Origin of the sequence: Achromobacter deleyi (assembly GCF_013116765.2) — a bacterium.
Lineage (GTDB): Bacteria > Pseudomonadota > Gammaproteobacteria > Burkholderiales > Burkholderiaceae_B > Achromobacter > Achromobacter deleyi_A.
The window spans coordinates 4,749,611-4,776,561 of sequence record NZ_CP074375.1; the positions used below are offsets into that span (position 1 = coordinate 4,749,611).

25 protein-coding genes and 1 riboswitch are annotated in these 26,951 nt (G+C 67.6%); of the genes, 10 read left to right on the forward strand and 15 right to left on the reverse strand.

What is annotated here, in order from left to right:
• Positions 1–75: 75 nt before the first annotated feature.
• Complete coding sequence (ilvB, locus tag HLG70_RS21410) at positions 76–1,902, reverse strand: biosynthetic-type acetolactate synthase large subunit (RefSeq protein WP_171666134.1); 1,827 nt, start codon at positions 1,900–1,902, stop codon at positions 76–78.
• A 93-nt stretch (positions 1,903–1,995) separates the two neighbouring features.
• On the opposite strand from ilvB, the gene HLG70_RS21415 reads away from it, so the two are divergent.
• Entirely contained in the window at positions 1,996–2,466 is a 471-nt protein-coding gene (locus HLG70_RS21415; RefSeq protein WP_171666132.1) for an Lrp/AsnC family transcriptional regulator, read from the forward strand.
• A 7-nt stretch (positions 2,467–2,473) separates the two neighbouring features.
• On the opposite strand, the gene HLG70_RS21420 is transcribed toward HLG70_RS21415, so the two are convergent.
• Positions 2,474–3,394, reverse strand: a complete 921-nt coding sequence (locus tag HLG70_RS21420; protein WP_171666130.1) for a bestrophin family protein — start codon at positions 3,392–3,394, stop codon at positions 2,474–2,476.
• 107 nt (positions 3,395–3,501) lie between these two features.
• Between HLG70_RS21420 and HLG70_RS21425 the strand changes: the two genes are divergently transcribed.
• A complete protein-coding gene (locus tag HLG70_RS21425; protein WP_171666128.1) occupies positions 3,502–4,017 on the forward strand; it encodes an SET domain-containing protein in 516 nt (171 codons plus the stop codon).
• A gap of 109 nt (positions 4,018–4,126) precedes the next feature.
• Positions 4,127–4,281, forward strand: a riboswitch (FMN riboswitch).
• A gap of 113 nt (positions 4,282–4,394) precedes the next feature.
• Positions 4,395–5,114, forward strand: a complete 720-nt coding sequence (gene ribB, locus HLG70_RS21430) for a 3,4-dihydroxy-2-butanone-4-phosphate synthase (protein ID WP_171666126.1) — start codon at positions 4,395–4,397, stop codon at positions 5,112–5,114.
• 46 nt (positions 5,115–5,160) lie between these two features.
• On the opposite strand, the gene HLG70_RS21435 is transcribed toward ribB, so the two are convergent.
• On the reverse strand, positions 5,161–6,360 hold the full coding sequence (locus HLG70_RS21435) for an MFS transporter (RefSeq protein WP_171666124.1): 1,200 nt from the start codon (positions 6,358–6,360) through the stop codon (positions 5,161–5,163).
• Positions 6,361–6,511: 151 nt separating this feature from the next.
• Here HLG70_RS21435 and HLG70_RS21440 point away from each other — a divergent pair, with 151 nt between their 5' ends.
• Positions 6,512–7,195, forward strand: a complete 684-nt coding sequence (locus HLG70_RS21440; RefSeq protein ID WP_171666122.1) for a TetR/AcrR family transcriptional regulator — start codon at positions 6,512–6,514, stop codon at positions 7,193–7,195.
• A 9-nt stretch (positions 7,196–7,204) separates the two neighbouring features.
• Here HLG70_RS21440 and HLG70_RS21445 read toward each other — a convergent pair whose 3' ends face one another.
• The 6 genes from HLG70_RS21445 to HLG70_RS21470 all read right to left on the reverse strand — a co-directional run bounded on the left by HLG70_RS21445 (position 7,205) and on the right by HLG70_RS21470 (position 11,728).
• Positions 7,205–7,714, reverse strand: coding sequence for a nucleoside 2-deoxyribosyltransferase (locus tag HLG70_RS21445; protein WP_171666120.1), 510 nt, complete (start codon positions 7,712–7,714; stop codon positions 7,205–7,207).
• 5 nt (positions 7,715–7,719) lie between these two features.
• Positions 7,720–8,289 (reverse strand): flavin reductase family protein, encoded by a 570-nt coding sequence (locus HLG70_RS21450; RefSeq protein ID WP_171666118.1) that lies wholly within the window; start codon positions 8,287–8,289, stop codon positions 7,720–7,722.
• A 1-nt stretch (position 8,290) separates the two neighbouring features.
• A complete protein-coding gene (locus HLG70_RS21455; protein ID WP_171666116.1) occupies positions 8,291–8,749 on the reverse strand; it encodes a nuclear transport factor 2 family protein in 459 nt (152 codons plus the stop codon).
• A 151-nt stretch (positions 8,750–8,900) separates the two neighbouring features.
• Positions 8,901–9,512: an NAD(P)-dependent oxidoreductase gene (locus HLG70_RS21460; protein ID WP_171666115.1), complete on the reverse strand. Its 612-nt coding sequence runs from the start codon at positions 9,510–9,512 to the stop codon at positions 8,901–8,903.
• Positions 9,513–9,772: 260 nt separating this feature from the next.
• Positions 9,773–10,699 carry a 2-dehydropantoate 2-reductase gene (gene panE / locus HLG70_RS21465; RefSeq protein ID WP_171666113.1) on the reverse strand — a complete coding sequence of 309 codons (927 nt, stop codon included), beginning with the start codon at positions 10,697–10,699 and terminating at the stop codon, positions 9,773–9,775.
• A 114-nt stretch (positions 10,700–10,813) separates the two neighbouring features.
• Positions 10,814–11,728 (reverse strand): DedA family protein/thiosulfate sulfurtransferase GlpE, encoded by a 915-nt coding sequence (locus tag HLG70_RS21470; protein ID WP_171666112.1) that lies wholly within the window; start codon positions 11,726–11,728, stop codon positions 10,814–10,816.
• A 499-nt stretch (positions 11,729–12,227) separates the two neighbouring features.
• Between HLG70_RS21470 and HLG70_RS21475 the strand changes: the two genes are divergently transcribed.
• From HLG70_RS21475 to HLG70_RS21495, 5 genes are all read left to right on the forward strand, one after another.
• A complete protein-coding gene (locus HLG70_RS21475) occupies positions 12,228–13,259 on the forward strand; it encodes a BMP family protein (protein ID WP_171666109.1) in 1,032 nt (343 codons plus the stop codon).
• Complete coding sequence (locus tag HLG70_RS21480; protein WP_171666107.1) at positions 13,256–14,785, forward strand: ABC transporter ATP-binding protein; 1,530 nt, start codon at positions 13,256–13,258, stop codon at positions 14,783–14,785. The genes HLG70_RS21475 and HLG70_RS21480 overlap by 4 nt, the downstream gene beginning before the upstream one ends.
• A gap of 49 nt (positions 14,786–14,834) precedes the next feature.
• Positions 14,835–15,908, forward strand: a complete 1,074-nt coding sequence (locus HLG70_RS21485; RefSeq protein WP_171666105.1) for an ABC transporter permease — start codon at positions 14,835–14,837, stop codon at positions 15,906–15,908.
• A gap of 10 nt (positions 15,909–15,918) precedes the next feature.
• Complete coding sequence (locus HLG70_RS21490) at positions 15,919–16,869, forward strand: ABC transporter permease (RefSeq protein WP_171666103.1); 951 nt, start codon at positions 15,919–15,921, stop codon at positions 16,867–16,869.
• A gap of 158 nt (positions 16,870–17,027) precedes the next feature.
• The gene (locus HLG70_RS21495; RefSeq protein WP_171666101.1) at positions 17,028–18,308 is read left to right on the forward strand and encodes an amidohydrolase family protein; all 1,281 of its coding nucleotides are present in this window, start codon (positions 17,028–17,030) and stop codon (positions 18,306–18,308) included.
• On the opposite strand, the gene HLG70_RS21500 is transcribed toward HLG70_RS21495, so the two are convergent.
• From HLG70_RS21500 to HLG70_RS21515, 4 genes are all read right to left on the reverse strand, one after another.
• Entirely contained in the window at positions 18,283–18,669 is a 387-nt protein-coding gene (locus HLG70_RS21500; protein ID WP_171666099.1) for a RidA family protein, read from the reverse strand. The two genes, HLG70_RS21495 and HLG70_RS21500, sit on opposite strands and share 26 nt — an antisense overlap.
• 144 nt (positions 18,670–18,813) lie before the next feature.
• Positions 18,814–20,556, reverse strand: coding sequence for a hydantoinase B/oxoprolinase family protein (locus HLG70_RS21505; protein ID WP_171666097.1), 1,743 nt, complete (start codon positions 20,554–20,556; stop codon positions 18,814–18,816).
• Complete coding sequence (locus tag HLG70_RS21510; protein ID WP_171666095.1) at positions 20,543–22,606, reverse strand: hydantoinase/oxoprolinase family protein; 2,064 nt, start codon at positions 22,604–22,606, stop codon at positions 20,543–20,545. Before HLG70_RS21510 ends, HLG70_RS21505 begins: the two co-directional genes overlap by 14 nt.
• Positions 22,607–22,670: 64 nt before the next feature.
• Positions 22,671–23,651, reverse strand: coding sequence for a Bug family tripartite tricarboxylate transporter substrate binding protein (locus HLG70_RS21515; protein WP_171666093.1), 981 nt, complete (start codon positions 23,649–23,651; stop codon positions 22,671–22,673).
• Positions 23,652–23,810: 159 nt separating this feature from the next.
• On the opposite strand from HLG70_RS21515, the gene HLG70_RS21520 reads away from it, so the two are divergent.
• A complete protein-coding gene (locus tag HLG70_RS21520; RefSeq protein ID WP_234103159.1) occupies positions 23,811–24,707 on the forward strand; it encodes a LysR family transcriptional regulator in 897 nt (298 codons plus the stop codon).
• An 18-nt stretch (positions 24,708–24,725) separates the two neighbouring features.
• Here the strand turns inward: HLG70_RS21520 and HLG70_RS21525 are convergent, their stop codons facing one another.
• Positions 24,726–25,559, reverse strand: a complete 834-nt coding sequence (locus HLG70_RS21525; protein ID WP_171666091.1) for an AraC family transcriptional regulator — start codon at positions 25,557–25,559, stop codon at positions 24,726–24,728.
• A 437-nt stretch (positions 25,560–25,996) separates the two neighbouring features.
• Complete coding sequence (locus HLG70_RS21530) at positions 25,997–26,932, reverse strand: 2-hydroxyacid dehydrogenase (protein WP_171666089.1); 936 nt, start codon at positions 26,930–26,932, stop codon at positions 25,997–25,999.
• Positions 26,933–26,951 lie beyond the last annotated feature (19 nt).

The following is a 26,951-nucleotide window of genomic DNA, read 5'->3' on the forward strand; positions in this document are numbered from 1 at the left end:
GGTCGCCGCCCAAGGGGGCTGCCCCGCCTTGTGGCGGCAGTCCTTACGCGCAGGGGTCAGGCGCCGATACAACGATCAAGTCGTCTCGTCCTGGTACCAGACGCCTTCGGCCAGCATCATCTTCTGGTGGCCATGCCCGGCGGGCATCATCGGGAAGCAGTTCTCCTGCGCCGTCACCGCCACATCCAGGAAGTAGGGGCCGTCATGCGCCAGGCATTCGGCCAGCGCGGCATCCAGCAGGGCGGGGTCGTCCACCCGGGCCGCGCCCCAGCCGAAGGCGCGCGCCAGCGCCACGAAATCCGGCAGCGACGCGTTATAGCTATGGCTGTAGCGGCCGCCGTGGATCAGCTCCTGCCATTGGCGCACCATGCCCATATAGCCGTTGTTGCACAGCACGACCTTCACGGGCGTCTGGTGCTGCATGGCGGTGGAGAGTTCCTGGATGTTCATCAGCACCGACGCGTCGCCGCTGACGCAGACCACCGTCTTGTCGGGGTGCGCCACTTGCGCGCCAATGGCCGCGGGCACGCCGTAACCCATGGTGCCGGCGCCGCCCGAAGTCAGCCAGCGGTTCGGCTTGTCAAAGCGCAGGTACTGCGCGGCCCACATCTGGTGCTGGCCCACATCGGTGGAAACGATGGCGTCCCGGTGCGCCAGCGCGGCGTTCAGGCGCGCCATCAGGTGCTGGGGAAGAATCGCGTCGTCCGCCGGCGCATAGCCCAGGCAATCCTGCGCGCGCCAGGCCTCGATGCGCTTGAACCACGGCGCCAGGCGCGCCGCCTCGAGCGGCTCGTCGCCCAGTTCGGCGCGCAGCGCGCGCACCAGCGGCAGGCAGTCGCCGACCAGCGCCACGTCCACGCGCACCACCTTGTTGATCGAAGCGGGATCGATATCGATGTGGATCTTGCGCGCATGCGGGCAGAATTCCGACAGTTTGCCGGTGATGCGGTCATCGAAACGCGCGCCGATGCAGACCACGAGATCCGAGTTGTGCATGGCCAGGTTGGCCTCGACCGTGCCGTGCATGCCCAGCATGCCCACGAACTGCGGGTCCGATGCGGGGAAGGCGCCCAGGCCCATCAGGGTCAGGGTGCAGGGCGCGCCGGTATGGCGCACCAGATCCGTGAACGCCGCGCAGGCTTCGGGGCCGGCATTCACCAGCCCGCCGCCGCCGTAGAAGATGGGACGCTTGGCCTGGGCGATCAGCGCCGCCGCCCGGCGCACGGCCGACTGGGGCAGCTTGGGCGCCAGCTTGCCCGACTGGCGGCGCGCACGCAGCGCGGCCAGCTTCTGTTGCGAGGGCAAGCCGAGGCCATCGTCGTCCGCGTCGCGCGGCGCGGCCAGCTGCACATCCTTGGGAAAATCCACCAGCACGGGGCCGGGGCGGCCCTGGCGGGTCAGTTCGAAGGCGCGCGACACCACGCCGGCCACGTCGTCGACCGCCCGGATCTGGGTGTTCCACTTGGTCACCGAACGCGAGATGCCGATGGCGTCGCATTCCTGGAAGGCGTCGGTGCCGATGGCCGCCGTGGCGACCTGGCCGCTGACGCACAGCACCGGGATCGAGTCACACATGGCGTCCAGCAGGCCCGACGTCGTGTTGGCCATGCCGGGACCGGAAGTCACGAACACCACGCCGGTGCGGCCGGTGCTGCGGGCGTAGCCTTCAGCGGCGTGCACGGCGGCCTGTTCGTGCCGCACCAGCACGTGGCGCAAGCGCGGTTCGGCGTACAGGGCGTCATACAGGGGCAGCACGGCGCCCCCCGGATACCCGAAAACCGTATCGACGCCGTGGGCGATCAGCGTGTCTAGCAGGATTTTCGCCCCGTTTTCAGGGGGGCGATCAGTGGCGGCAAGCGCGGCGGCGGCGGTGGGGTGCAGGCGATCGTTCATGCTATCCATCTTATTCGGAGTCTTGAAGAATTTTTATCTTCTTTTCCACGGATAACCGAAGAACGCAGTAAATTTATCTTTGATTTGTAGGAATCAAAGAAAATGAACCTGGACAAGTTTGATCTGGCCATTCTGAAGGTGCTGCAAGAGAACGCGCGCGCCAGCCTGAACGACATCGGGGCGGCGGTCGGCCTGTCGTCCACGCCGTGCTGGAACCGCATCAAGCGCATGGAGAGCGCCGGGGTGATCCGCGGCTACACCGTGGACATCGACCCGGCCAGCCTGGGATTCATGGACACCGTCATCGTGCACGTGACGCTGGAGAGCCACAGCGAGGAGACGCTGTACGAGTTCGGCCGGGCGCTGGCGGCGATCCCCGAGGTGCTGGAGGCTTTCCTGGTGTCGGGCGACTACGACTATTACATACGCATCGCCGTGCGCGACACCCGCGACTACGAACGCCTGCTGCGCGAACAGCTCTATCGGATTCCTGGCATCCGGCACAGCAAGTCCTGCTTCGTGCTGCGCCGGCTGAAGGAAACCCGGCTGCCGCTGACCGGGCCGGAGGGGTGATCGCGCCTTAGCGCAGCACGTAATCCACCGGCTCGGCGGATTCGGGCAGCGGCCGCACGCCCAGCCCTTCCAGCAGGTCGATCTCGATGACGCGGGCCAGCGCCGACAGCGGCAGGTCGTTCTCTTCAAGTCCGAAGGGGTCTTCGAGCTCGTCGCCCAGCGCATCCAGGCCAAAGAAGGTGTAGGCGATGATGATGACCGCCACGGGGGTCAGGTATTCCAGCGTACCGACCAGGCCGAAGGGCAGCAGCAGGCAGAACAGCCATGCCGTGCGATGCAACAGCAGGGAATAGGCGAATGGACAGGGCGTGAACTTGATGCGTTCACAGGCGGCCTGGATGGCGGCGCACTGCGCCACGCGCTGGGTCAGCCCCTGGTACAGGATGTCGCTGAGTTCGCCGCGCCGCAGGCAGGCAGCCAGATCGCGGTTGATCGCCATGAGCAGGGCGTCCGGCACATTGCGGCAGCCGGCCAGCGTATCCAGTTCGTCCTGCTGCACCCAGGGGCGCACGGCTTCCAGCATATCCTGGCCGCGCAACCGCGCCGCCAGCCCATAGCCAAAACCGATGCAGCGGCGCACCAGCCGTTCCTGCACGGGGTTGGCCGTGCTGGCCGCCAGCAGCACGGCGCTTTCACGCGCCAGGCTGCGCGCCTGCACGATCAGGTCGCCCCATTGCTTGCGGGCTTCCCACCAGCGGTCGTAGCAGACGTTGTTGCGAAAGCCCATGAAGACCGACAATGCCAGGCCGAAGAGCGAGAAAGGCACCGCGGTCAGGTGCGCGGGCGAGAACAGCTGGCGGTGGTACATCCACACCACTACGCAGGACAGCAGCGTGATGACGATGAGGCGGCTGAGAATGCGCGGGATGATGGAGCCGCGCAAAACAAAGAACAAGGCCAGCGCAGAGGGACGCGGACGGACGATCATGATAAATATCAAGTGAGGGACGAGGCGGCGCTCACTATACGCCTGTCATCCCGCCAAAGAGGCGCCGATATAATTCTGTTTCGTCTCACCGCCACACTCCACGCTCAATGACCAACGAAGACACCCCGATCAAGCCCTGGCATGTCGTCCGCCGCTCCAAGCTGCACGGCAACGGCGTCTTCGCCGCGCGCAAGATTCCCGCGGGCACGCGCATCGTCGAGTACGGCGGCGAACGCATCAGCGCCAAGGAAGCGGACCGGCGCCACCCGACCAACCCCGACGATCCTTTCCACACCTTCTTCTTCGCGCTGAGCACCGGCCGCGTGATCGACGGCGGCGACCAGGGCAATGACGCGCGCTGGATCAACCATTCCTGCCAGCCCAATTGCGAAGCGCAAGAGGGCAAGCACGGCAAGCGCGTCTACATCGTGGCGCTGCAGGACATCCCGCGCGGCACCGAGCTGTCCTATGACTACGGCCTGGTCCTGGACGGCCGCATCACCAAGGCGCTCAAGGAAGGCTACCGCTGCCTTTGCGGCACGCCGCCCTGCCGCGGCACGATGCTTGCCCTGCCCGCGAAAAAGAAGAAAAAGGCGGACGCGCCGGAAGCTGCGCAAGCCTGACGGAGCGGGGTCCGTCCCCCCGATTTCCGAAAACCACATCTGCAATAAGCATATTCAATCCGCCCAACCGGACAGGCGTACAATCGACGGGTCGTTAACACGACATGCAGTACGTCTTCAGGGCGGGGTGCAATTCCCCACCGGCGGTATGCCATGCAATGTGGCGAGCCCGCGAGCGCCCGGCGTCCTTGACGGAAGCCGGGGTCAGCAGATCTGGTGAGATGCCAGAGCCGACGGTCATAGTCCGGATGAGAGAAGATGTGCCGGCACATACTCGGCTGCCCGAGGCGCGCTTGCGCCCGGCGAGCCGTATTGCGTTCGGCTGTCGAGTAGCCCTGAAACGTTTTTCGCCCCTTTTAACTTGCGAGAGCGTTTCAATGTCCAACGTTACCCTTACCCCGCAGTCCCCCATCCCCAGCCTGGCCGTCCAGCCGTTCGCCGCCCGTTTGCAGCGCGCGCTGCATCATCTGCGCCTGGGCCGGCCCGTCATCCTCATGGACGACTTCGACCGCGAAAACGAAGCGGACCTGATCGTCGCGGCCGACAAGCTGACCGTGCCGGTCATGGCGCAGCTGATCCGCGACGGCAGCGGCATCGTCTGCCTGTGCCTGCCCGGCGAAACCCTGGACCGCCTGGACCTCGCCCCCATGGTCCAGCGCAACCAGAGCCGCTACGCCACCGCCTTCACCGTTTCGATCGAAGCCCGCGAAGGCGTCAGCACCGGCGTGTCCGCCGTGGACCGCGTCACGACCATCCGCGCCGCCATCTCGCCGTCGGCGCAAAGCGACGACATCGTCAGCCCGGGCCATGTGTTCCCGCTGCGCGCCCAGCCGGGCGGCGTGCTGACCCGCCGCGGCCACACGGAAGGCTCGGTGGACCTGGCGGTCCTGGCCGGCCTGCGCCCGGCGGGCGTGCTGTGCGAACTGATGAACGCCGACGGCACGATGATGCGCGGCGCATCGCTTGAGCGCTACGCCGCCCAGCACGGCCTGGTGGCGCTGACCATCGCCGAACTGGCCGACCACCTGCAGAAGCTGAAAGACGGGCAAGCCGAATCCGTGGACGACGAAGTCCTGGAAATGGCCGCCACCGTCTGATGCCCGCGCACAGGGTTGCGTACGCGCAACCCTGTGCGTCCGATCCCTATGCCTTGCCCCTGAGCGCCATGCCGACGACCATCGCGGCCAGCGCGCAGGCTCCGCCCAGCACATACACCGCGGCGTAGCCGTGCAATCCCGCGAGCCACCCGGCAGCCGGACTGCCCAGCCCCAAAGCCACGTCCAGGAACGCCACGTACGCGCCCATCGCCGCGCCGCGGCTCGCCGCGGGCACGCGGCGCACGGCCTCGACGCCGAAGGCCGGGAACGCCAGCGAGTAACCGGCGCCGGTCAGCAAGGCGCCCGCAAACGCCCAGGCCGGCGTGCCGCCGGCCCAGATCAGCGCCTGGCCGGCCGCTTCGATCAGCACGCACACCAGTGCAACGCGAGCGCCGCCCAGCTTGTCCGGCAGGCCCGCGAAAAACACCCGGGCCAGGATGAATCCCACCCCGAACACGGTGAACATCCACGCCGCGCCATCCCAGCCGCGTTCGGCAAAAAACAGGCTCACGAACCCGGTTATCACGCCGAATCCCACGCTGGACAAGGCCAGCCCCAACCCGGGCAGCCACACCATGCCCAGGACGCGGTAGAAGGGCGTGCGTGTCCCGCCGGTCACGCGTACCCCCCGCTGCGGCAAGACCAGCGCCAGCGCCGCCAACGGAATCAGCACGGTGGCCCATGCGATGCCGGCAAAGCCGGAAACGCCGTACAGCCGCATTCCCGCGGGCGCGCCAAGCGCATAGGCGGCATAGATGGCCACCCCCACCCAGGCCATGACGCGGCCAGCGTTCTGCGGTCCCACCCGGCCCACGCCCCAGCTCAGCACGCCGGTGACGATCAGGCTTTCGGCGCATCCCATCACGGCGCGGCCGGCCAGCAGGGCCGCAAGCGCCGCCTGGGGCCGGGCCGACAGGTCATCGGCCAACAGGTAGAACAAGCCCGCGATGGAGCCGAGCATGAAGCCGCCCACCACCGCGCGCTTGGCGCCCCGGCGGTCGGCCATCGCCCCCGCGCTGGCGCGCGACAGCAGCGCGGCGGCGAATTGCAGGCCCGCGACGACGCCAACCGCCAGCGCGCCCAGCGCCAGCGTTCCGTCCACGTACAGGGGCAGTACCGGCATGGGCAGGCCGATCATGAAAAAGCCGACGAATACCGCCAGCGTCAAAGGCAGCAACTGCAGAAAAGTGGAGCGCGCGGGTCCGTGGGCCGCGGGCATGGCCCCGGCCGCCGAAGAATTCGACATGGTGTTTCCTTGAAAGGGTGAATTGCAATCCGGCGCCATCGCGCGAAGTCCGGCGATGGCATAATCCGCCCAAGCAGGGAATGAATCGGATTGCCTGCCACAAATTTTATGAGCCATTGCTCATATCTGATACTCGCCTTTCACCGCATTCATGACAGCCATCCCCCAGCCCCGGAAATCGCCGCGTCAGCTCAGGTCCCAGCACACGGTGGACACCATCCTGCAGGCCACGGCTCGCGTTCTGGCCACTCATGGCTATGCCGGCACCAACACCAACCTGATCGCGGAGACGGCGGGCGTCAGCGTCGGCTCGCTCTATCAGTACTTCCCCAACAAGAACGCGCTGATCGCCGCCCTGCATAACCGGCACGACAACCAGATGCTGGACGTCATCGACGGCGTCCTGAACAGCAACCCCGCGGCCACCCTGCAAGAGCGCGTGGCCGCCATCGTCCAGGCCATGCTGCACGCCCATATGCTGGAGCCCGCGCTGCACCGGGTGCTGGAAAGGGAGTTTCCGCTGTTCGACCTGCCACGCGAGCACAGCCTTGCCGACCAGGACATTCATCGCCGTATGCGGCATCTGCTGGAACTGCACCGGGCCGAGATCGCGCAACAGGACCGCGACCTGGCGACCTATGTGGTGCTGCGCATCATGGAGTCGCTGGTGCACGCGGCTGCGCTGGAACCGCCCGCGGGCTTTTCGACGCAGCAGCTGGAGCGTGCCGTGGTGGATGCCGTGATGGGGTATCTGGGCGCGCCGGCCGGCGCGGCGCCGCGCAAGGCGGCAAGGGCGGCAAGCCCCGCGAAGAAAGCCAAGGCGGCGCGCGCCTAGGGCAGGCCCCTAGCCGCCGGGTGCGCGGGCCATGCAGGCCAGGCAGTCGGCGGCGCCCCCCGTTACGATGCGGGCGCTGCACGCCAGCATCAGGTTCAGGTTCAAGCCGAAGTCCTCGACGGTGTGGCCCTGGGCATCCACCATGCGCGACACGCCGTCGTCCGCTGCGGCGCCCACGGCCACCTGATCGATCAGCGAACCCGCCTGGCCGGTATAGCCCCAGACGGGCTTGCCGCAGGCCACCGCATAACCGACCTCGAAGGCCGTGCCCGAATCGGGCTCGGCGCCGCGAAACGGATTCAGATTCGCCATCACCATGTCCGCGCGGCGGATCAACGCCACGTTCTCGCGATAGATCCATTGCGCGAGCGCCTGGCCGGACAGGTCGCGGGGCGCCACGTTGTCCAGCGGGAACAGGCCCTCGAAGCCATAGGTCGCACACAGGGTCTTGAGCCGTTCGCCATGCGCCGCGGCATCGGGCAGAAAGACGTCGAAACCCGCTAGATAGACGCTGCGCATGGCGCTTACTCCGGATCGGAAACGTTGAAGGCTTCGCCGGTGGCGAAAAAGGATCCGCCGGCCAGGTAATGGACAGAGCGGCGATCATCGTCGGGGAAGTGCCAGCGGTTCCCGGAGAAAACTTCCGGCGCCGCCCACGCGGCCACGACTTCGCCGATGAACAGATCATAGGCCTGCTGGTTGTGCGGCTCGGGCACGACCTTGCATTCCAGCCATCCCAGGCAGTCGCTGATCAGCGGCGCGCCGATCTTGCTGGCCGGAAACGTCTGCAGGCCGCTGGCCTGGAACTTGTCTTCGTCGCGCCCGGATTGTGAGCCCACCAGCAGCGTGGCGCGCGCCTGCGCGCGCGACGGAATGCACAGCGCGAATTCGCCGGACGCTTCGATCAGCTGCCGCGTATAGGTGTTCTTGTCCACCACCACCAGCATCTTGGGCGGGCTGAAGTCCAGCGGCATGGCCCAGGCGGCCGCCATCACATTGCGCGCATCGCCATGGGCGCTGGTGACCAGCACGGTGGGGCCGTGGTTCAGGAGCAGGTAGGCGCGGGGCAGGTCGACGGGTTCGATCATGGACAATCTAGAACATGCTGTTCTTGTTGGCGGGATTCTCGGGGATTTCCTGGCTCACGTCCCAGTGTTCGACGATCTTGCCGTTTTCCACGCGGAAGATGTCGACCACGGCCTGGCCGCGATCTTCCGGCGAATCACGCCATTGGTTGTGGATCACCACCAGGTCGCCTTCGGCAATCACGCGCTTGATTTCAACGATGGCCTGCGGGTGCTGCTCGAAGTAGGGCGGGAAGAAATCCACCATCGGTCCGACGCCGTCGCGCATGTACGGATTGTGCTGCGTGTAGTTCGGACTGACGTACAGGCGCACCGCCTCGTCGATATCGCGGTCCTGGAACATCATGCGGAAAAACGCCAGGACGATTTCCTTGTTCGACTGGGGCGCGGCCGCAAGCGCCGGCGCAGCCGCCAGGCAACTGGAAGCGACCAGCACACAGGCGGCCAACGATTTCCACTTCATACGCATACGGGACAACTCTGGGTAACGCCGGCTGGCGGTCTGCCAGTTTACAAATAAACGCAGCCGTTTTCGGCCTTGTTGCACAATTGAAAAGGGACCCTTGACGGGTCCCTCTGTCCTCGACTAGCGGCTGTGCCGCGTATCCAGGTCCGCGATATCAATACCCGACGGTATAGCGGCGGCGCGAATGCTTGGGCGTCTCGACCTCATCGACCAGCGCAATCGCGTAGTCTTCCATCGAGATCCAGCTTTTTCCTTCCTCGTCCGCCAGCAGATGATCATCGCCCACGCGGAAGTTGCCCGTGCGCTCGCCCGGCTCGAAGATCGCGGACGGCGACAGAAAGGTCCAGTTCAGCACCTTTTCCTGGCGCAGCGTGTCCAGGAACACGACGCCGGCCCGGGCTTCGGGCTTGTACGCGTCCGGGAATTCGGGGGTATCGATCAGCATCTTGCCGGGCGCAACCTGCAGGCTGCCCGCGCCGCCCACCACCAGCAGGCGGGGCACTCCCGCGTTCTTCACGGCAGCCAACAGCGGCTTGGCGTCCGTCGACACGAAGCGCGTGGCGCTGATCACGGCGTCGTGGCCGTTCAGGAGCGGGGTCAGTCCTTCGGGGTCGGTGGCGTCGCCCTGCTGGACGGTCAGGCCCGGCTGGGCATTCACGTCGGCCGGGTTGCGGGCGATGCCCGTCACCTGGTGGCCGCGCTTGAGCAACTCGTCCGCCACGCGCGAACCCACGCGGCCGGTAATTCCGATCAATGCGATTTTCATGGTCTTGCTCCTTGGAGGGGATGACCCGGAACCACCGCCGCACGTCTTGCGGCGCCGCGTATCCCGGTTCAGGCAAAGCCATACTATTCGGTCAAATCCGATCAAAAAACCCAATAAACCGGAAGAGTTTTTTGCATTTCATGCACCAATCCGCCGGAATCCGACCAGGAAACGGACCGCCGGGCGCATGGAACCGCCCGCGACCCGCCATGCCAGTTTGCGCCCGGCGGCCCCGCTTGAACAGAGCCGCCAGCCGCCGCTCAGCCGGCGGCGCGCTGCGCCTGGTAGACCTGCAAGTGCGTGTAGGCCACGCGCAGGTAGGTCGCGTCCACGCCCAGCGTGCGGGCGCGCCGGACCATGTCGCCCACGATGTGGTCCGCTTCCACCGGCAGCCCCTGGCGCAGGTCGCGGAACATGGACGCCGTCATGGGCTGGCTGCGGTCGCTCAGCAATTTCTGCACAAAGGCATCCGCCTCGGGGCGCACGGCATGGCCGGATGCGGCGGCCACGGCCTGCGACTCCTGCAGCAGGCTGAGCAGGATGTCGATGCCGTCGTCGGTGGACGCGATCTGGCCGACGGAACCGCGCATCATGCAGGTGGCGGCGGCCAGCGTGGTCAGCATGACGTACTTTTCCCAGATGTCCTGGTGGATGCTGTCGCTCAGGCGGCTGACGTACTCGCCGCCGGCCAGCGCCTGTTCCAGCGCCACGCAGCGCGGGCTGCGAGCGGGCCCGGCGCGTTCGCCAAAGACGATGTTCGCGTGCTTGCCCAGATGGATGACCTCGCCTTCGGCGCCGAGCGTCGCGTTGATCTGGCACAGGCCGCCCAGCACGCGATGCGGTTCGAACTCCCGGTCCAGCACGTCGTACTGCAACACGCCGTTCATGATGGGCAGCACCGCGGTATCGGGACCGACCGCGGGGCGGATGGCCTCGATGGCGCTGTCCAGGTCATAGGCCTTGCAGCTCAGCACCACCACGTCGTAGCTGCCTTGCAGGGTCTGCTGCGTGACCAGCTTGGGGTGCAGCGTGGCGTCGCCCAGTGGGCTCTGGATGCGCAAGCCCTGCTCGCGGATCCGCGCGGCGCGCGGCTCGCGCACCAGGAACGTCACGTCCGCGCCAGCCTGCGCCGCGCGTCCGCCAAAATATCCGCCGGTGCCGCCGGCTCCCAAGAACAACAACCGCATGCCTGTCTCCTGTTGGCTGCCCGCCTCGTGCGCGGGCTGATTGGGAATTATGCGCTTGGTCCCGGGCGCGGCCCACCCGCAGCCACTCGGGGCGCCCACGCGCCGGACGCCGGATCAGCCCGGATGCTTGTGCTCCGCCCAGGCCTCATAGCCTCCGCGCAGCGCCCAGGTCTTGCGATAGCCGGCGGCGCGCAGCCGCGAGGCCAGCAGCGCGGCGGACACCTCGTTCGGGCAGGCGCAATACACCACGATGTCGGAATCCAGCGCGCTGGCGTCCAGCGCGGGCAAGGACTCCTTCAGGTCCACGGCCACGGCCCCGGGGATGCGCGCCGCATCGCGCATGGCTTCGGGCCGCACGTCGAAGACCAGCGCGTCGCGACCGTCCTGGCGCCACTGCATCAGCTCGTCCACGGACAGCCGGGGAATGACGCGCAGGCTGCGCAGCAATATCCTGCGCCGCAGGAAACGCGCCACGACGTAGAGGGCCAGCACCGCCGCCAGCACGCCCAGGCCCATCGCGCCGTAGGTGCCCAGGATCTCCAGCACGTCGTTGACCACGCTGTGGAACAGGCCGCCCAGCAGCAGGGCCGAACCGACCCAGATCACGGCGCCGGCCAGGTCATAGAGGAAGAAGCGCCGGTAGGGCGTGCCGGTCAGACCCGCCATGACCGTGGAGAGGGCGCCGGCGCCGGGCAGGAACTTGCACACCAGCAGCGCGCGCACCCCGATCCGCAGGTACAGCCGCTGCGTTTGCCGGATGCAGGAGTCCTGCGACAAGGAGAGTTTGCAGACCACGCCCAGCAGCCGCGAGCCGTAGCGCCGCCCCGCGGCGTACCAAAGGCTGTCGGCCAGCAGGCATGCCGCCACGGCGGCCAGCAAGGGCACCAGCCATCCCGCCGCGCCCCCCAGCGCGCCCGCCGCGATCATCATGGGATAGGCGGGCACGGGCAGGCCGGCCTGCTCGATCAGGACGTTGGCGAACACCAGCCACCCGCCATACTGTTCAAGCAGCAATTGAATATCTTGCATGGGTTTTCCAGCTTGCCGCGCCCCGCGCGGCTCATGCCGGTGATTTTAGGCGCGCGGCCCGCGGCTTGGCCCATTGCCCATGCCCGCCGCACGGCAAAGGCCCGTTCCATGCGCGTACTGTCCACCCCTTGGGACGGCGCGCACCATACTGGTGCCACGATTCCCCGCCGGGGTGCCTATAATCCTGCCCGTCCATCAGGTTTCCCCGACTTGTCGCAGGAATGCCCCATGGCATACAACTTGCTTCGCCAGGACTGGCTGCGAACCCGACCATTCGGATGGGCGCGCCTCCTGGCGCTCCCATCCGATGACCGATCCCACGCCCTCGTTTCCGTACGCTCGCCCCGGCATGCCTGCCGGCGGCCGCGACCGTGAAACGGGCGGCGGCATGTGTGGCGATCGCGCCCCCTGGCGTCCGGCATCCGCCACGCCCGCCTGCACGGCGCCCGCGTCGCCGCCATCTCCATTACCTTTCCCTCCCTGCGTAGGAGTCACCTGCATGAAATCCCTTTCCACCCCGTCCGTCGGCGGCATCGCCCGCCGCGGCCTGCTCAAGCTGGCCGCCGCGGCTGCCGGCGCGCTGCTGTTCTCGGGCGCGGCGCAAGCCCAGGCCCCCGCCAAGACCAAGGTTGCCGCCATCTACACGGTGCCGGTCGAGCAGCAATGGGTGTCGCGCATCCACAAGGCGCTGACGGCCGCCCGCGATCGCGGCGAGATCGACTACACCTTCTCGGAAAACGTCACCAACGCCGACTACGAGCGCGTCATGCGCCAGTACGCCGAACAGGGCAACAAGCTGGTGGTGGGCGAGGCCTTCGCCGTGGAAGCCGCCGCCCGCAAGGTGGCCAAGGACTATCCGCAGACCGCCTTCCTGATGGGTTCCTCGGGCAAGCCGCAGCAGCCGAACTTCTCGGTGTTCGACAACTACATCCAGGAACCCGCCTACCTGACCGGCATGATTGCCGGTGGCATGAGCAAGACCGGCAAGATCGGCCTGGTCGGCGGCTATCCCATCCCCGAAGTGAACCGCCTGATGCAGGCCTTCATCGAAGGCGCCAAGGAAGTGAACCCGAAGGCCGAGTTCACCGTGACCTTCATCGGTTCCTGGTTCGATCCCCCGAAGGCCAAGGAAGCCGCCTTCGCCATGATCGACAAGGGCGCGGACGTGCTGTACGCCGAGCGCTTCGGCGTGTCGGATGCCGCCAAGGAACGCGGCAAGCTGGCCATCGGCAACGTGATCGACACGCAGCCGCAATACCCCGAGACCGTTGTTGCCTCGGCCCTGTGGAGCATGGAGCCCACGATCGACGAAGCGCTCAAGCAGGTCAAGGCCGGCACGTTCAAGGCCGACGACTACGGCCAGTACTCGCTGATGAAGCACAAGGGTTCGTCGCTCGCGCCGCTGGGCACCTTCGAGCAAAAGATCCCGGCCGATCTGATCGCCAAGGTACAAGCCAAACAGAAGGCCATCCTGGACGGCAGCTTCACCGTGAAGGTCGTCGACAAAGAACCCAAGTCCTCGGCACGATGAACCAAGCGCCTCTCGCCCTGCAGCTGACGGGGATCACCAAACGCTTCGGCAGCCTCACGGCCAACGACGATGTATCGCTTACGCTCCATCAGGGCGAAGTGTTGGCCTTGCTGGGCGAGAACGGCGCCGGCAAATCGACCCTGGTGTCGATCCTGTTCGGCCACTATGTGGCCGACGCCGGCAGTATCGAAGTCTTCGGCAAGCCCCTGCCCGCCGGCCGGCCCGATGCCGCGCTGGCGGCGGGCGTCGGCATGGTGCATCAGCACTTCACGCTGGCCGACAACCTGACCGTGCTGGACAACATCATGGTCGGCACCGAATCGCTGTGGAAGCTGGCGTCGGGCCGCGGACAGGCGCGCCGCCGCCTGGTGGAGCTGGGCCAGCGCTTTGGCCTGGGCGTGGATCCGGACGCGCGCGTGGGCACGCTTTCGGTTGGTGAAAAGCAGCGCGTCGAAATCCTGAAGGCGCTGTACCGCGGCGCCCGCATCCTGATCCTGGACGAGCCCACCGCCGTGCTGACGCCCCAGGAAGTGCAGGATCTGTTCGCCACCCTGCGCGGCTTCGTCGACGAAGGCCTGGCCGTGATCTTCATTTCGCACAAGCTCGACGAAGTGATGGCCGTGTCGCGCCGCGTGGCGGTGCTGCGCCAGGGCAGGCTGGTCGCCGAGCGCGACACCGCCGGCACCAGCCCCGCCGAACTGGCGGAGCTGATGGTGGGCCGCAAGGTCGTCATGCCTCGCGCGAAGGCCGTGGCGGCCGCCGAGCAGGCCGCCCCCGTGGTGACCCTGTCCCAGGTCACCGTGCGCGATGGCCGCGACGGCGCGCCGCGCCTGGACAGCCTGGACCTGGTGGTCCACAAACATGAAATCGTGGCGATCGCGGGCGTGGCCGGCAACGGCCAGCAGGCGCTGGTGTCGGTGCTGACCGGCCTGCGCCAGCCCTCCGACGGCACGATCCGCCTGGGCGCCGAGCACGCCGCCGCGCCCACCACGCCGGCCGGCTGGACGGCGGCCCATGTGGGCCGCATCCCGGAAGACCGCCACGGCGAAGGCGTGATCGGCGACAGTCCCCTGTGGGAAAACGCCATCGTCGAAGACCTGAAGGACAAGCGCTTCGCCCGCTACGGCCTGATCCGGGCGGCTGCGGGCAAGGCGTACGCGGCCACTCTGGCCAAGCAGTTCGATGTGCGCGCGGCGTCGCTCGACGTGCGCACGCGCAGCCTGTCCGGCGGCAATATGCAGAAGCTGATCCTGGGCCGCACGCTCGCGCGCGAGCCGCGCTTCATCGTGGCCGACCAGCCCACCTGGGGCCTGGACATCGGCGCGGTGGCCTATGTGCGCGAACAGCTGCTGGCGGCCCGCGCGCGCGGCGCGGGCGTGCTGCTGGTGTCCGAGGACCTGGAAGAGATCTTCGCCCTGGCCGACCGCATCGCCGTCCTGTGCGGCGGCAAGCTGGTCGCAGTCAAACCGGTAGCCGAATGGACGCCCGCCACTGTCGGCCTGGCCATGACGGGAACGCGGGCGTGACGGACCACTCCGTCTCCCGCTGCCACCCCCACTATTGAGCATCACTCGCATGAAACTGATCCTGGAACGCCGCCCCGAGCCGAGCCGAATGGCGCTGGCTCTGGCGCCCATCGCGGCCATCCTCTTCACCCTGGCGGTCTGCACCTTGCTGGTCGCCTGGGCCGGCGCCCCCGTGGGCCGCACCTACGCGCTGCTGTTCGAAGGGGCGTTCGGCTCGCGCTTCGCCCTGTCCGAAACGCTGACCCGCGCCACCCCCCTGATGCTGACCGGCCTGGCCTGTGCCGTGGCCTTCCGCGCCCGCTTCTACAACATCGGCGCCGAAGGCCAGCTCTACCTGGGCGCGCTGGCCGCCGTGGCCGTGGGCGGCCTGCACGACGGCACGGGTTTCGACCTGCCGCTGCCCATGCTGTTCGGCGGCATGATGCTGGCCGCCGCGCTGGCCGGCGCCCTGTTGCTGCTGATTCCCGCCATCCTGAAGACCCGCCTGGGCGTGGACGAGGTGGTGACCACGCTGCTGGGCAACTTCATCGTGCTGCTGTTCGTGTCCATGATGCTGGACGGACCGATGAAGGATCCGATGGCCATGGGCTGGCCGCAGTCCGTCGCCCTCAACGGCGATCTGGAACTGGGCAAACTGATAGAACGCACTCGCGCCCACACCGGCCTGCTCTGGGCCGCCGGCCTGGCGCTGGGCCTGTGGCTGCTCAACCGCTACACGGTGTTCGGCTTCCAGATGCGCGCCGTCGGCGCCAACGCGCACGCCTCGCGCTTCCTGGGCCTGCCGGTGAACCGCGTAATGCTGGGGACCGCCATGCTGTCCGGCGCGCTGGCCGGCCTTGCCGGCGCCATCGAAGTGGCGGGCCGTACCGGCTACGTCACGCTCGATATGTCGCCGGGCTACGGCTACACCGGGGTGGTGGTCGCCATGCTGGCCGGCCTGCACCCGCTGGGCGTGGTCCTGGCCAGCATCTTCGTGGCCGGCATGCTGGTGGGCGCGGACAGCATGAGCCGCGCCATCGCCGTACCGAACTACATCGCCGACGTCATCGTCGCCACCTCGTTGCTTGCCATGCTGGTCGCGACGCTATTTGCGCAGTACCGCCTGCGCCGCAACCGGGCTTGAGGAGCACGCCATGGAATGGATGGATCTGATGAGTTCCTCGGCCTTCTGGGTGGCCGTGCTGCGCCTTGCCACGCCGCTGATACTGGGAACCCTGGGCGTGCTGCTGTGCGAGCGCGCGGGGGTGTTGAACCTGGGCATCGAAGGCATCATGGCGGCCGGCGCGTTCACCGGCTGGCTGGTCGTATACCTGGGCGCGCCGCTGTATGTGGGCGTGCTGGCGGCGGCGCTGGCCGGCGCCGTGTTCGGCCTGCTGCACGCGGTGCTGACGGTGCCGCTGGGCCTGTCGCAGCACGTCTCGGGCCTGGGCGTGACCTTGCTGGCCACCAGCCTGAGCTACTTCGCCTATCGCGTGACGTTTCCCAGCGTGAACACGCCGCCCACCATCACGCCGTTCGCCGAGATGAAGTTCCTGGACGGGATTCCGATCATCGGGCCGGTGCTGGCGGGGCAGACTCCCATGACCCTGATGGCGCTGGCCGCCGTGCCCATTCTTGCGTGGGTGCTGAACCGCAGCCCGGTCGGCCTGGCGATCCGGATGGTGGGCGAGAACCCCGCCGCCGCCGAAGGGCAGGGCCTGTCGGTGACGCGCCTGCGCATCGGCGCCATCGTGGCCGGGTCGGCGCTGATGGGCGTAGCCGGCAGCTTCCTGACGCTGGCGGCATTCAACGCATTCTTCTTCAACATGGTCAACGGCCGCGGCTGGGTCTGCGTGGCGCTGGTGGTGTTCGCGTCGTGGCGGCCTGGCAAGGCGCTGCTGGGCGCGCTGATCTTCGCCTTCTTCGATGCCCTGCAATTGCGCTTGCAGCAGGGCGGGGCGGCGCTGCCGGGCCTGCCCGAGCTACCCTATCAGGTCTACCTGATGCTGCCCTACGTCCTGTCCATCCTGGCCCTGGTGGTGATGGCGCGCCGCGCCGCCTACCCGCAAGCCCTGATGAAGCCCTACCGCAAGGGCGAGAGATAACCGGGAATGGCCCACCCCCCGAAGCGCTCCGCGCTTCCCCCTCAAGGGAGCATCGCGACGGACCGGCGAAGCCGGCTCCGCGCGACCCCGATGAAGCCGCGCCGGTTGCATGCCGCGATAGTGGAATGCAGCAACCCTAAACTTTTCAAGGAACTCCCATGTTGGATCTGATTCTCAGGCACTGCACGCTGCCCGACGGCCGCCAGGACATCGACATCGGCGTGGCCAACGGCCGCATCGTCGCGCTGGAACCGGCGCTGAAAGCCGAATCCACGCAGACCATCGACGCGGCCGGACAGCTCGTGTCGTCGCCCTTCGTCGACGCGCACTTCCACATGGACTCCACCTTGTCCTTCGGACTGCCGCGCGTGAACCAGTCTGGCACGCTGCTCGAAGGCATCGCCCTGTGGGGCGAGCTCAAGCCGCTGCTGACGCAGGAAGCGCTGGTGGAGCGCGCGCTGGCCTACTGCGACTGGGCCGTGGCCCGCGGCCTCCTGGCCATCCGCTCGCACGTGGACGTATGCGACCCGCGCCTCCTGGCCACGGAAGCGCTGCTGCACGTGCGCGAGAAGGTCAAACCCTATCTGGACCTGCAGCTGGTGGCCTTCCCGCAGGACGGCGTGCTGCGCGCCCCCGGCGCCCTGGACAACCTGAAGCGCGCGCTGGACATGGGCGTGGACGTGGTGGGCGGGATTCCGCACTTTGAACGCACCATGCAGGACGGCGCGGAATCCGTGCGCATCCTGTGCGAACTGGCCGCCGACCGCGGACTGCGCGTGGACATGCACTGCGACGAAAGCGACGACCCCATGTCGCGCCACATCGAGACGCTGGCCTGCCAGACCCAGCGCCTGGGCTTGCAAGGCCGCGTCACGGGCTCGCACCTGACGTCCATGCACTCCATGGACAACTACTACGTGTCCAAGCTGATTCCGCTGATCCGCGAAGCCGGCGTGTCCGCGATCGCCAACCCGCTGATCAACATCACGCTGCAGGGCCGCCACGACACCTATCCCAAGCGCCGCGGCATGACGCGCGTGCCCGAGCTGCTGGCCGCCGGCGTGCCCGTGGCCTTCGGCCATGATTGCGTGATGGACCCGTGGTACAGCCTGGGCTCCGGCGACATGCTGGAAGTGGCGCACATGGGCTTGCACGTGGGCCAGATGACCGGCCAGGACGCCATGCGCGCCTGCTTCGAAGCCGTCACCACCACGCCCGCCAGGATCCTGGGACTGGATGAAACCGGGCTGGCCGTGGGCAAGCGCGCCGACCTGGTGCTGCTCCAGGCGCGCGACGCCGTCGAAGCGCTACGCCTGCGCGCCACGCGCCTGATGGTGCTGCGCGCCGGCCAGGTGGTGGCGACCACTCCGCCCGCCACCGCCACCCTGAACCTGCCGGGACGCCCCGGCCAGGTCAGCTTTCAGACACCGGCCCGCTGACATACCCCGGCCGCTTCGCGGCCGTCACGATGATCTCCACCAACAGCTCGGGCGCGGCCAGCCTGGCCTCGCAGGTGGCGCGGGTGGGCATCGCGTCGGGCAGCGCCCATTCGGCCCACACCCCGTTCATGCCGGCGAAGTCGCGGTCGATGTCCTTGAGCCAGATCTGCACGGACAGCAGCCGCGACTTGTCCGTGTCGGCCTGGGCCAGATAGCCGTCGATCTTTGCCAGCACGTCGCGCGTCTGCGCGGCGATGCCGCCGGGGGCCGTCGAGGTCACGCCCGCCACGTACACCGTGTCGCCGTGGATCACGATGCGGGAGAGGCGCTGATTGGATTCCTTGCGCACGATATCGGTCATGGGTCTTGCTCCTTGGATGGGCCGGATGCCGGTGCGGCATCCAAAAAACGTTCAATCCGGAATGGCGCGATCGGCATGTCCGTCTCGCCGGCCGTGATCCGGTCGACCATGATACGGCCGACGATCGGCCCCAGCTCGAAACGCTCAACGTGGGGTGACGCCCGGCGCCTGCGCGCCATAGTCCGCGCGCGCCGCTTCGGCGCTGATCTTGCCGTCGGCCAGATCCTGCTCGATGCGCGCCCGCAGTCGCTCCGCGGGCGCTCCGTAGCCTCCGCCACCCGGGGTTTCGATGCGCACGCTCTCGCCCGGCGCCAGGGCAATATTGGCGGTCTTGGAGAACAGCTCTTCGGCCTGTGGCGTGCCGAAATTCCGGATCAGCCGCGCGCGGCGTCCGTCGCCCCCGCCGTCCACGCCGGCCGCCACACCCACTGTGTGGCTGTCCGAGCGCGCGGAGAACACGATGCCCGGCCCCACCGCGCGGATCTGCTTGGCGATCGCCATGCCGCCGCGCGTGCGGCCCGCGCCGCCGGAGTCCTGGATCATCGCGTACTCGTCCATCAGCAGCGGATACTCGTTCTCCAGCGCCTCGACCGGCAGGTTGGACGTATTGGTCATGTGCACATGCACCGCGTCCATGCCGTCGGCGTCAAAGCGCGCGCCCGCGCCGCCGCCCAGTGTTTCGAGATAGACGAAGTGCCCGGCGCGCTCGCGCCAGCGGCCCGAGAACACGATGGCGGGGCAGCAGTCATTGCTGGACGCCATGGTCTTTTCCGGCGGCAGCAAGCCGCGGAAGGCGCCGAAGATCGCGCCCGCCACCTTCTGCGCGGTGATGGAACGCGCACCCACCGCCGCCGGGTGTTCGGGATTGGTGATGGTGCCCAGGGGCGCCGACAACGTGATGGGGTCGAACAGGCCGGCATTGGGCGCCAGGTCCGGGTCCAGCAGGGCCTTCACGGCGTAGTACACGCAGGCGCGCAGCGCATTGAACGGCAGGTTCATGGCGCCACGCGCCTGCTTGCCCGAGCCCTGGAAGTCGAAATGCAGGTTGCCGGGGCCAACGGTCAGGGTCACCTGGATGGGCACCGGGTCGCCGCCCATGCCGTCATCGTCCAGGTCGCTGCGGAAGGTGTAGCTGCCGGCCCGAAGCTCGGCGATGCGGTTCAGCAGACGCCGCCGGGTGTAGGCGATCACGTCGTCCACCGAGCGCAGGACCGCGTCCAGCCCCATCTGGCGGATCAGGCCTTGGACCGCGGCCGCGCCGCGGCGGTTGGTGGCCATCTGCACGCGCAGGTCCAGCACGCGCTCTTCCGGATCGCGGGTATTGGCGCAGATCAGGCGCAGCATGTCCTCGTCCGTTTCGCCGTGCCGCGCGATGCGGCAGGCCGGGATGCGGATGCCTTCTTCGAAAATGGATTTCAGGCCGCCGGCAATCGACCCGGGGACCGCGCCGCCCACGTCCGAATGGTGTGCGATATTGGCCGCGAAAAAGCGCAGCACGCCGTCCCAGAATACCGGCGTGACGATATTGATGTCGGGCAGGTGGCTGCCATCCGCCAGGTAGGGATCGTTGCAGATGAACACGTCGCCGTCGCGGATGTCGGCCACCGCGAATGTCCGCAGGATGGCGCCCATCGCGCCGTCCAGCGAGCCCAGGTGCAGCGGGATCTGCGTGCCCTGGGCCACCAGCCGCCCGGCGGCGTCGAACAGCGCCACGGAGCAGTCCTTGCGCTCCTTGATGTTGGTCGAGAACGAGGCGCGCACCAGCGTGTTGTTCATGTCCTCGGTGATGGACAGGAGGCGGTTGCAGAACACCTCCATGCCGATCGGGTCCGCCAGGGCCGGAGTTGCCTCGGCATCGCGGGATTCAACGTTGTCAGGCTTCGTCATGCGAGCCTCCTTGCAAACGGATGATCAGGTTGCCGTATTCGTCGACGCTGGCCTGCTGGCCGACGCCCACCACCGTGGTGGAGCTCATTTCCTCGAGCAGCGCGGGACCGGTGAAGCGCGCGCCGGTCGGCACGCGGTCACGGTCGTACACGGGCGTCTCCAGCCAGCCATGCGCGGGGCCGAAGTACGTCCTGCGCTGGCCCAGCTTCGCGTCTTCCAGCGCGCCGCCGATATGGCGCGGCGCCAATGGCGCCTTCACCACCTGGCCCACCGCCTGCATCCGGCAGTTGATGATCTGCACCTTGCGATCGTCCACCGTATAGCCGTACTCGCGTTCATGGGCCTGCGCGAAGCGGCGCGCGAATTCCGCGTGCGCCCCCGCGCCGGTATCGTCCAGGCTGACCTGCACCTCGAAGTTCTGGCCTTCGTAGCGCGCGTCGATCGCGCTGCGGCACACGCGCAGCGCCGGCTCCACGCGCTCCGCATCCAGCCACGCTTCAGCCTGCGCGCGCAGGCCGTCGAAGATGGCGGAAATCGCGGGCCAGGTGTCGTCCCCGGCCAGCGAGATCTCGCTTTGCACGAAGTCGAACGAGATATCGCTCAACAGAATGCCGCGCGCGCACATCGTGCCCGGCTCCTGCGGAACGATCACTACGGGGATGCCGCATTCCTCGGCCACCTCCACCGCATGCAACGGCCCCGCTCCGCCATACGCGTACAGCGCGAAGCGCGACAGGTCATAGCCGCGTTCGGTGGACACGGCGCGGATGGCGCGGCTCATGTTCGCCGCGGCGATGCGCAGGATGCCCTCGGCCGCCGCTTCCATATCCAGTCCCAGGGGTTGCGCCACGCGCTGCTCGATGACCCGGCGCGCGGCGTCCGCATGCACCGGCATGCGGCCGTTCAGCAGGGCCACGGGATTCAGGCGCTGCAGCGCGATCTCGGCGTCGGTGATGGTCGGCTCCTGGCCGCCCCGGCCGTAACCCACCGGGCCGGGCACCGCGCCGGCGCTGTGCGGACCCACCTTGAGAGCGCCCGCGTCATCCAGCCACGCGATGCTGCCGCCGCCCGCGCCGATGACATGGATGTCGACCATCGGCGTCTTGACGGGATAGCCGGCGACGTGACGGTGCGAGGTAAAGAGCGGACGCCCCTCGCACACCAGCGACACGTCCGTGCTGGTGCCGCCCACGTCGAACGTCACCAGGTTCAGGCTGCCGATGGCGCGTCCGACGGCGGCCGCGCCGACCACGCCCGCCGCGGGGCCCGACAGGCAGGTTCGAACCGGATACTGGCGCACCGTGGCGATCGACATCAGGCCGCCGTTCGAGTGGATGGTGTGCGGTTCATGGACGATGTCCAGCTCGCGCACGCGCTGCAGGAAGCGCTCCAGGTAGCGCGCCATCTTCGGCCCGACCGCGGCATTGAGCACGGTGGTGGACAGGCGTTCATACTCGCGGAACTCGGGCAGCACCTCGGACGACTGGCTGATATAGGCGCCAGGCATTTCTTCGGCCACGATCTCCGCCGCGCGGCGCTCATGCGCCGGGTTGCGATAGGAGTGCAGGAAGCAGATGGTCACGGCCTCGATGCCTGCCTGCGCGAACCGGCGCGCCGCCGCGCGCACCTGTGCCTCGTCCAGCCCGACCAGCACCTCGCCGGCTGCATTCACGCGCTCGTCGACTTCCGCGCGGAACTCGCGCGGCACGGCGACGGGCGGCTTGCCCACGCTGTAGTCATAAAGATGCGGCCGAGTCTGGCGCCCGATCTCCAGCACGTCGCGAAAACCGCGCGTGGTGATCAGTCCGACCCGCGCGCCCTTGCGTTCGATGATGAGGTTGGTCGCCACGGTGGTGCCATGCCCCACGTGCGAAACCTGCGATGGCGACACGCCGTGATCCGCGAGCATCTGGCCGATGCCCGTGGCGATGGCCTCCGAGGGATCGTGCGGCGTGGAGGGCACTTTGTGAAAGTGCACCACGCCCGCGCCCTCGTCGATCATCGTGAAATCGGTAAACGTGCCTCCGACGTCTATCCCTATGCGATACATATCGTTCTTTCCCGGAAAATAAGGGTCATGCATTGCCGCGAGGACGCGCCTCGCGGCGAGAGGATCAGTCCAGATGGATGTCGGCCTTCTTCACCACCTGGCACCACTTGCTGATTTCGTCCTTGATCATGGCGCCGAAGGCCGGTCCCGCCACATCCGACACCTGGGCGCCTTGCTGCTCCAGGTAGGTCTTCATGGCGGGCGCGTGCAAGGTCTGCACCAGGCCGTCCGTCAGCTTTTCACGGACCTGTTCGGGCAGGCCGGCGGGGGCCAGCATGCCGAACCACACCATGGCCTCGTAGCCCGGATAGCCCGCTTCGGCCACCGTGGGCACGTCGGGCAGCATGGCCGACCGCTGCGGCGACGTGACGGCCAGCGCCTTGATCTTGCCGTCCTTGATGTAGGGGTAGGACGTCATCACCACATCCATCATCATGTTGATCTGGCCCCCGACGAGGTCGATCAGCGCGGGGCCGGAACCGCGGTACGGCACATGCACCATCGATACGCCGGCGGTGGTCTTGAAGAGCTCGGCGGCCAGATGATTGGACGTGCCCTGGCCGTTGGACGCGAATGAGTATTTCTCGGGCTCTTTCTTCAGCAGGGCCACGAACTCCTGCAGATTGGCGGCGGGCACCGATTGGTTCACCGACATCACGTTGGGTATGGTCGCCACCACGGTCAGCGGCGTGAAGTCCTTGACCGCGTCGTAGGGCAGCTTGGAATACACGCAGGGCGCGCTGCCATGCGTGCTGACGGACCCCATCAGGATGGTGTAGCCGTCCGCCGGCTGGCGGGCCACATACTCCGTGCCCACGGTGCCGCCCGCGCCGGGGCGGTTTTCGACGATGACGTTGGCGCCCAGGCGCTGGCCCAGCCCTTCAGCCACCTTGCGCGCAACCAGATCCGTGGATCCGCCGGCGGCGAACGGCACCACGATGCGGATGACCTTGTCCGGCCAGGCGGCGCTGGCCGCGCCGGCAACCGCGAACATCGCGGCGCCCGCGGCAATGCGACAGCAACTGCGTATAAGCCCTGTTTTCATGGCTTGGTTTCCCCTTGTTGATAGAACTTCCTTGTGGCCGGATCATGCGTGTCCGCCCTTGGTTCGCTGCAACAACCAGGTCATGCTAGGCCTGTGACTGCGATGACAGCAGTCCTACAGGTTTATATTTGTATAAACGCCATTTATAGGTGCGCGGCCGTGAAGACTCCGGACTTGAATCTGCTTCTGCATTTCGATGCGCTGATGGCCTGCCGCAACGTGTCCAGGGCGGCCGAACAGCTGAACATCAGCCAGCCGGCCATGAGCGCGGCGCTGAACCGGCTGCGGCAGCTGTTCGGGGATCCGCTGCTGGTGCGCGAGGGTGGAGCCTGGCAGCCCACGCTGCGGGCTCTGGATCTGCACCAGAACTTCAAGCCGCTGCTCGAAGGCTGGCACCGCGCCACCCGCAAGCGCGAGGCGTTCGACCCGGCGCATTCTTCGCGCACACTGTCGTTCTATGCCACCGATTACGTGCAGTTCACCTTGCTGCCCAAGCTGATACCCAGGCTGGCCGTGGATGCGCCGCACTTCCAGCTGCTGATCGTGCCCGCGCGGCCGCAGCACGGCTTGAGCATGCTGGACACCAACCATGTGGAGTTGATCGCGGGCTATTTCCCCGATCCGGCACCCGATCTGCGCACGCGTTTTCTCTACCAGGAGCCGGCGGTGTGCATCGTCCGCGAAGGGCATCCCTGCCTGCGCAAGCGCTGGAACCTGGATGCCTACCTCAGCTACGGGCACTTGGACCTGGCCGCGCACACGCGCTATTTCAGTACCGCAATCGACCGCATCCTGATCGGGCAGAACCGCAGCCGCAAGATCGTTGCGACACTGTCGAGTTATCTGGTGTGCCCGTTCATCGTGGAAGGCTCGGACCTGATCGCGACCATGCCCGTCAGCATTGCGAAGGCAATGTCGGGCAGTGCGCGCATCGTCACGCAGAAGGTGCCGTTGACGCTGCCGCCCATCGCCGTGTCGCTGTACTGGCACGAGCGCTATCAGGACGATCCCGCGCACGCCTGGCTGCGGCAGTACCTGTCCGGCGTGCTCGGGTAGGGCGGGCAGCCCGTCCGCTTATTTCAACGGCAGGTAGATGCGGGTCTGCAGCTGGGCAGGCGGCGTGGTGCGCGGGTCGTTCACGTACTGTTCGAACATGGGGAAGTCGGCCGGGACCATGCCGCTGGCGGGCAGCCATTCCGAGAACATCCAGTTGTAGGGCTGGCTCATCTCGTTGTAGGGGCCGGTGTAGGTCAGGACGGCGCAACGGCCGGGAGGAATCTCGAAGCGCTCGAGTTCGCCGCCCAGGTCCGCGCCGGGTTCGACCGGCATGCCGGCCAGGGAACGCAACTGGCTAGCGGGCACTTGTTCGGGGTCGTCGAAGTACACGCCAAAGCCTGCGGCATCGGGCGCGGTGATTCCGCGGCTGATGGCCAGCATGAAGGCGCGGGTGAAGACCGGGCCGATCTCGTGGTAGTTGCCGCGATGCGGCAGGACGGCCAGCGTTGCGCCGGGAAAGTTCTCGATGGCGATGGGGTACATGGCGAGCTCCTGAGGGTCTGGGGGGAGGGAGCGAGCTGCCCGGTACCGGCCCGGCGGGATGCCGAAGACGGCGCCGAATGCCCGGTTGAAGGCGGCGTCGGATTCGTAGCCGGCACGCTGCGCGACGTCTCTGAGCGGGGCCTGCGTGCCCGCCAGCGCAACCGCCGCGCGATGCATGCGGATGCGCTGGACCGTGGCGTTGACCGTTTCTCCGATCATGGCGCGATAGACGCGATGGAAGTGATACGGAGACAGGCAGGCCAGGTCGGCCAGCTGGTGCAGGTCGGGGTCGGCGTCGGGGTTGCTGGCGAGCCAGCGCAGGACGGGGTCGAGGCGTTGGGCGTAGAGGGTTCGGGTTTCGGGCTTCATGCTTGCTCCTTGGAGGGCAATGTAGCTTTGGCGGGTTTGCAGATTTTGCGGTTTTTTTTGGGTGCTGGGGCGGGAATGTGCGAGTTCTTGAGACGCACGGGGTGGCGGGGGCCTGGGGCGCGCGGGTCAACGATTGCGGTCCGGAGCCTGCGCTCCGGACTGCCCCTTCGTCATCTTCGTCACCGCCTGCGGCGGTTCCTTCAGATTCCCTCGGGCTTATCGACTCCCCGCGCGCCCCAGGCCCCCGCTACCCCGTGCTGCGTCGTATGCAATCTGGCGTCAGCCGGGACGGGTGGAGTGCTTAGGGTTCTCGCAAGCGGCTGGGGAGGGATGGAATATCTTGCGGGGCCCGCCCCAGGCCGGCCGCGCGGGCGGCCTTTTGGGGCTTACGCGATGTCTGGCGTCGTGGTGGTGGCGCTGCGCGCTCGCGTTGGTGATCAGTAGCCGCGTTGCGGGTCGTAGATGTTGGGCAGAGGGTCGCCGCGTTCGTTGGCGGCGATGAGCACGGCGGTGTGGCGTGCCCGCTCCTTGCGGTCGGGGATGGCGGCGCTGTGCGGCGAGACGATGACGCCGGGGTGGGACCAGAGGGGGGATTCGGGCGGAAGCGGTTCCTGTTCGAAGACGTCCAGGACGGCCTGGCGCAGCTGGCCGCCGTCGAGGGCGTCGATGACGTCCTGGGTCACCATGTGCGAGCCGCGGCCCGCGTTGATCAGGCAGGCGCCGCGGGGCAGCTGGGACAGCGTGGCGCGGTTGAGGATGCCGCGGGTGGCGTCGGTGGCGGGCAGCAGGCAGACGAGCAGGTCGGTGTGGGCGAGGAATTCGCCGAATTGTTCCGGACCGGCATAGGATGGCAGGTCGGGCAGCGTGCTGGCGCCGCGGGACCAGCCGCTGACGGGAAAGCCGACGCGCGACAGCAGTTGGGCGGAGGCCACGCCCAGGTGGCCCAGGCCCATGATGCCCACGCGGATGTCGGCGGCGACGCGCAGGGAGTCGAACAGCTCCCAGTGGCGGCGCGACTGGTTATCCACAATGCGCTTGATGTCGCGGGTGAGCATCAGCGCGCTGGTGAGCACGAATTCGGCCATCTCGGTCTGCGTGCGGGCGGTGACCATGCGCGCGATCGGCAGGTGGCGGGGCAGCGCCGGGTCGGCCAGGATGTGGTCCACGCCGGCGCCCGCGCTGATGATGAGCTTCAGGTTGGGGAAGGTGGCCAGGCGGCCGGCGTCGGGGGCCCAGACCAGCGCATAGTCCACGCTGGCGGGGTCCACGGCTTCCTGCCAGCCCACCACGTCCAGTTCCGGCGCAAATGCGCTGAACTGCGCACGCCACTCGTCGATTGCCTTGGGGCCGCCGGAATTGATGATGAGCCGCATGCTGGTCCTTCCCTGTCTG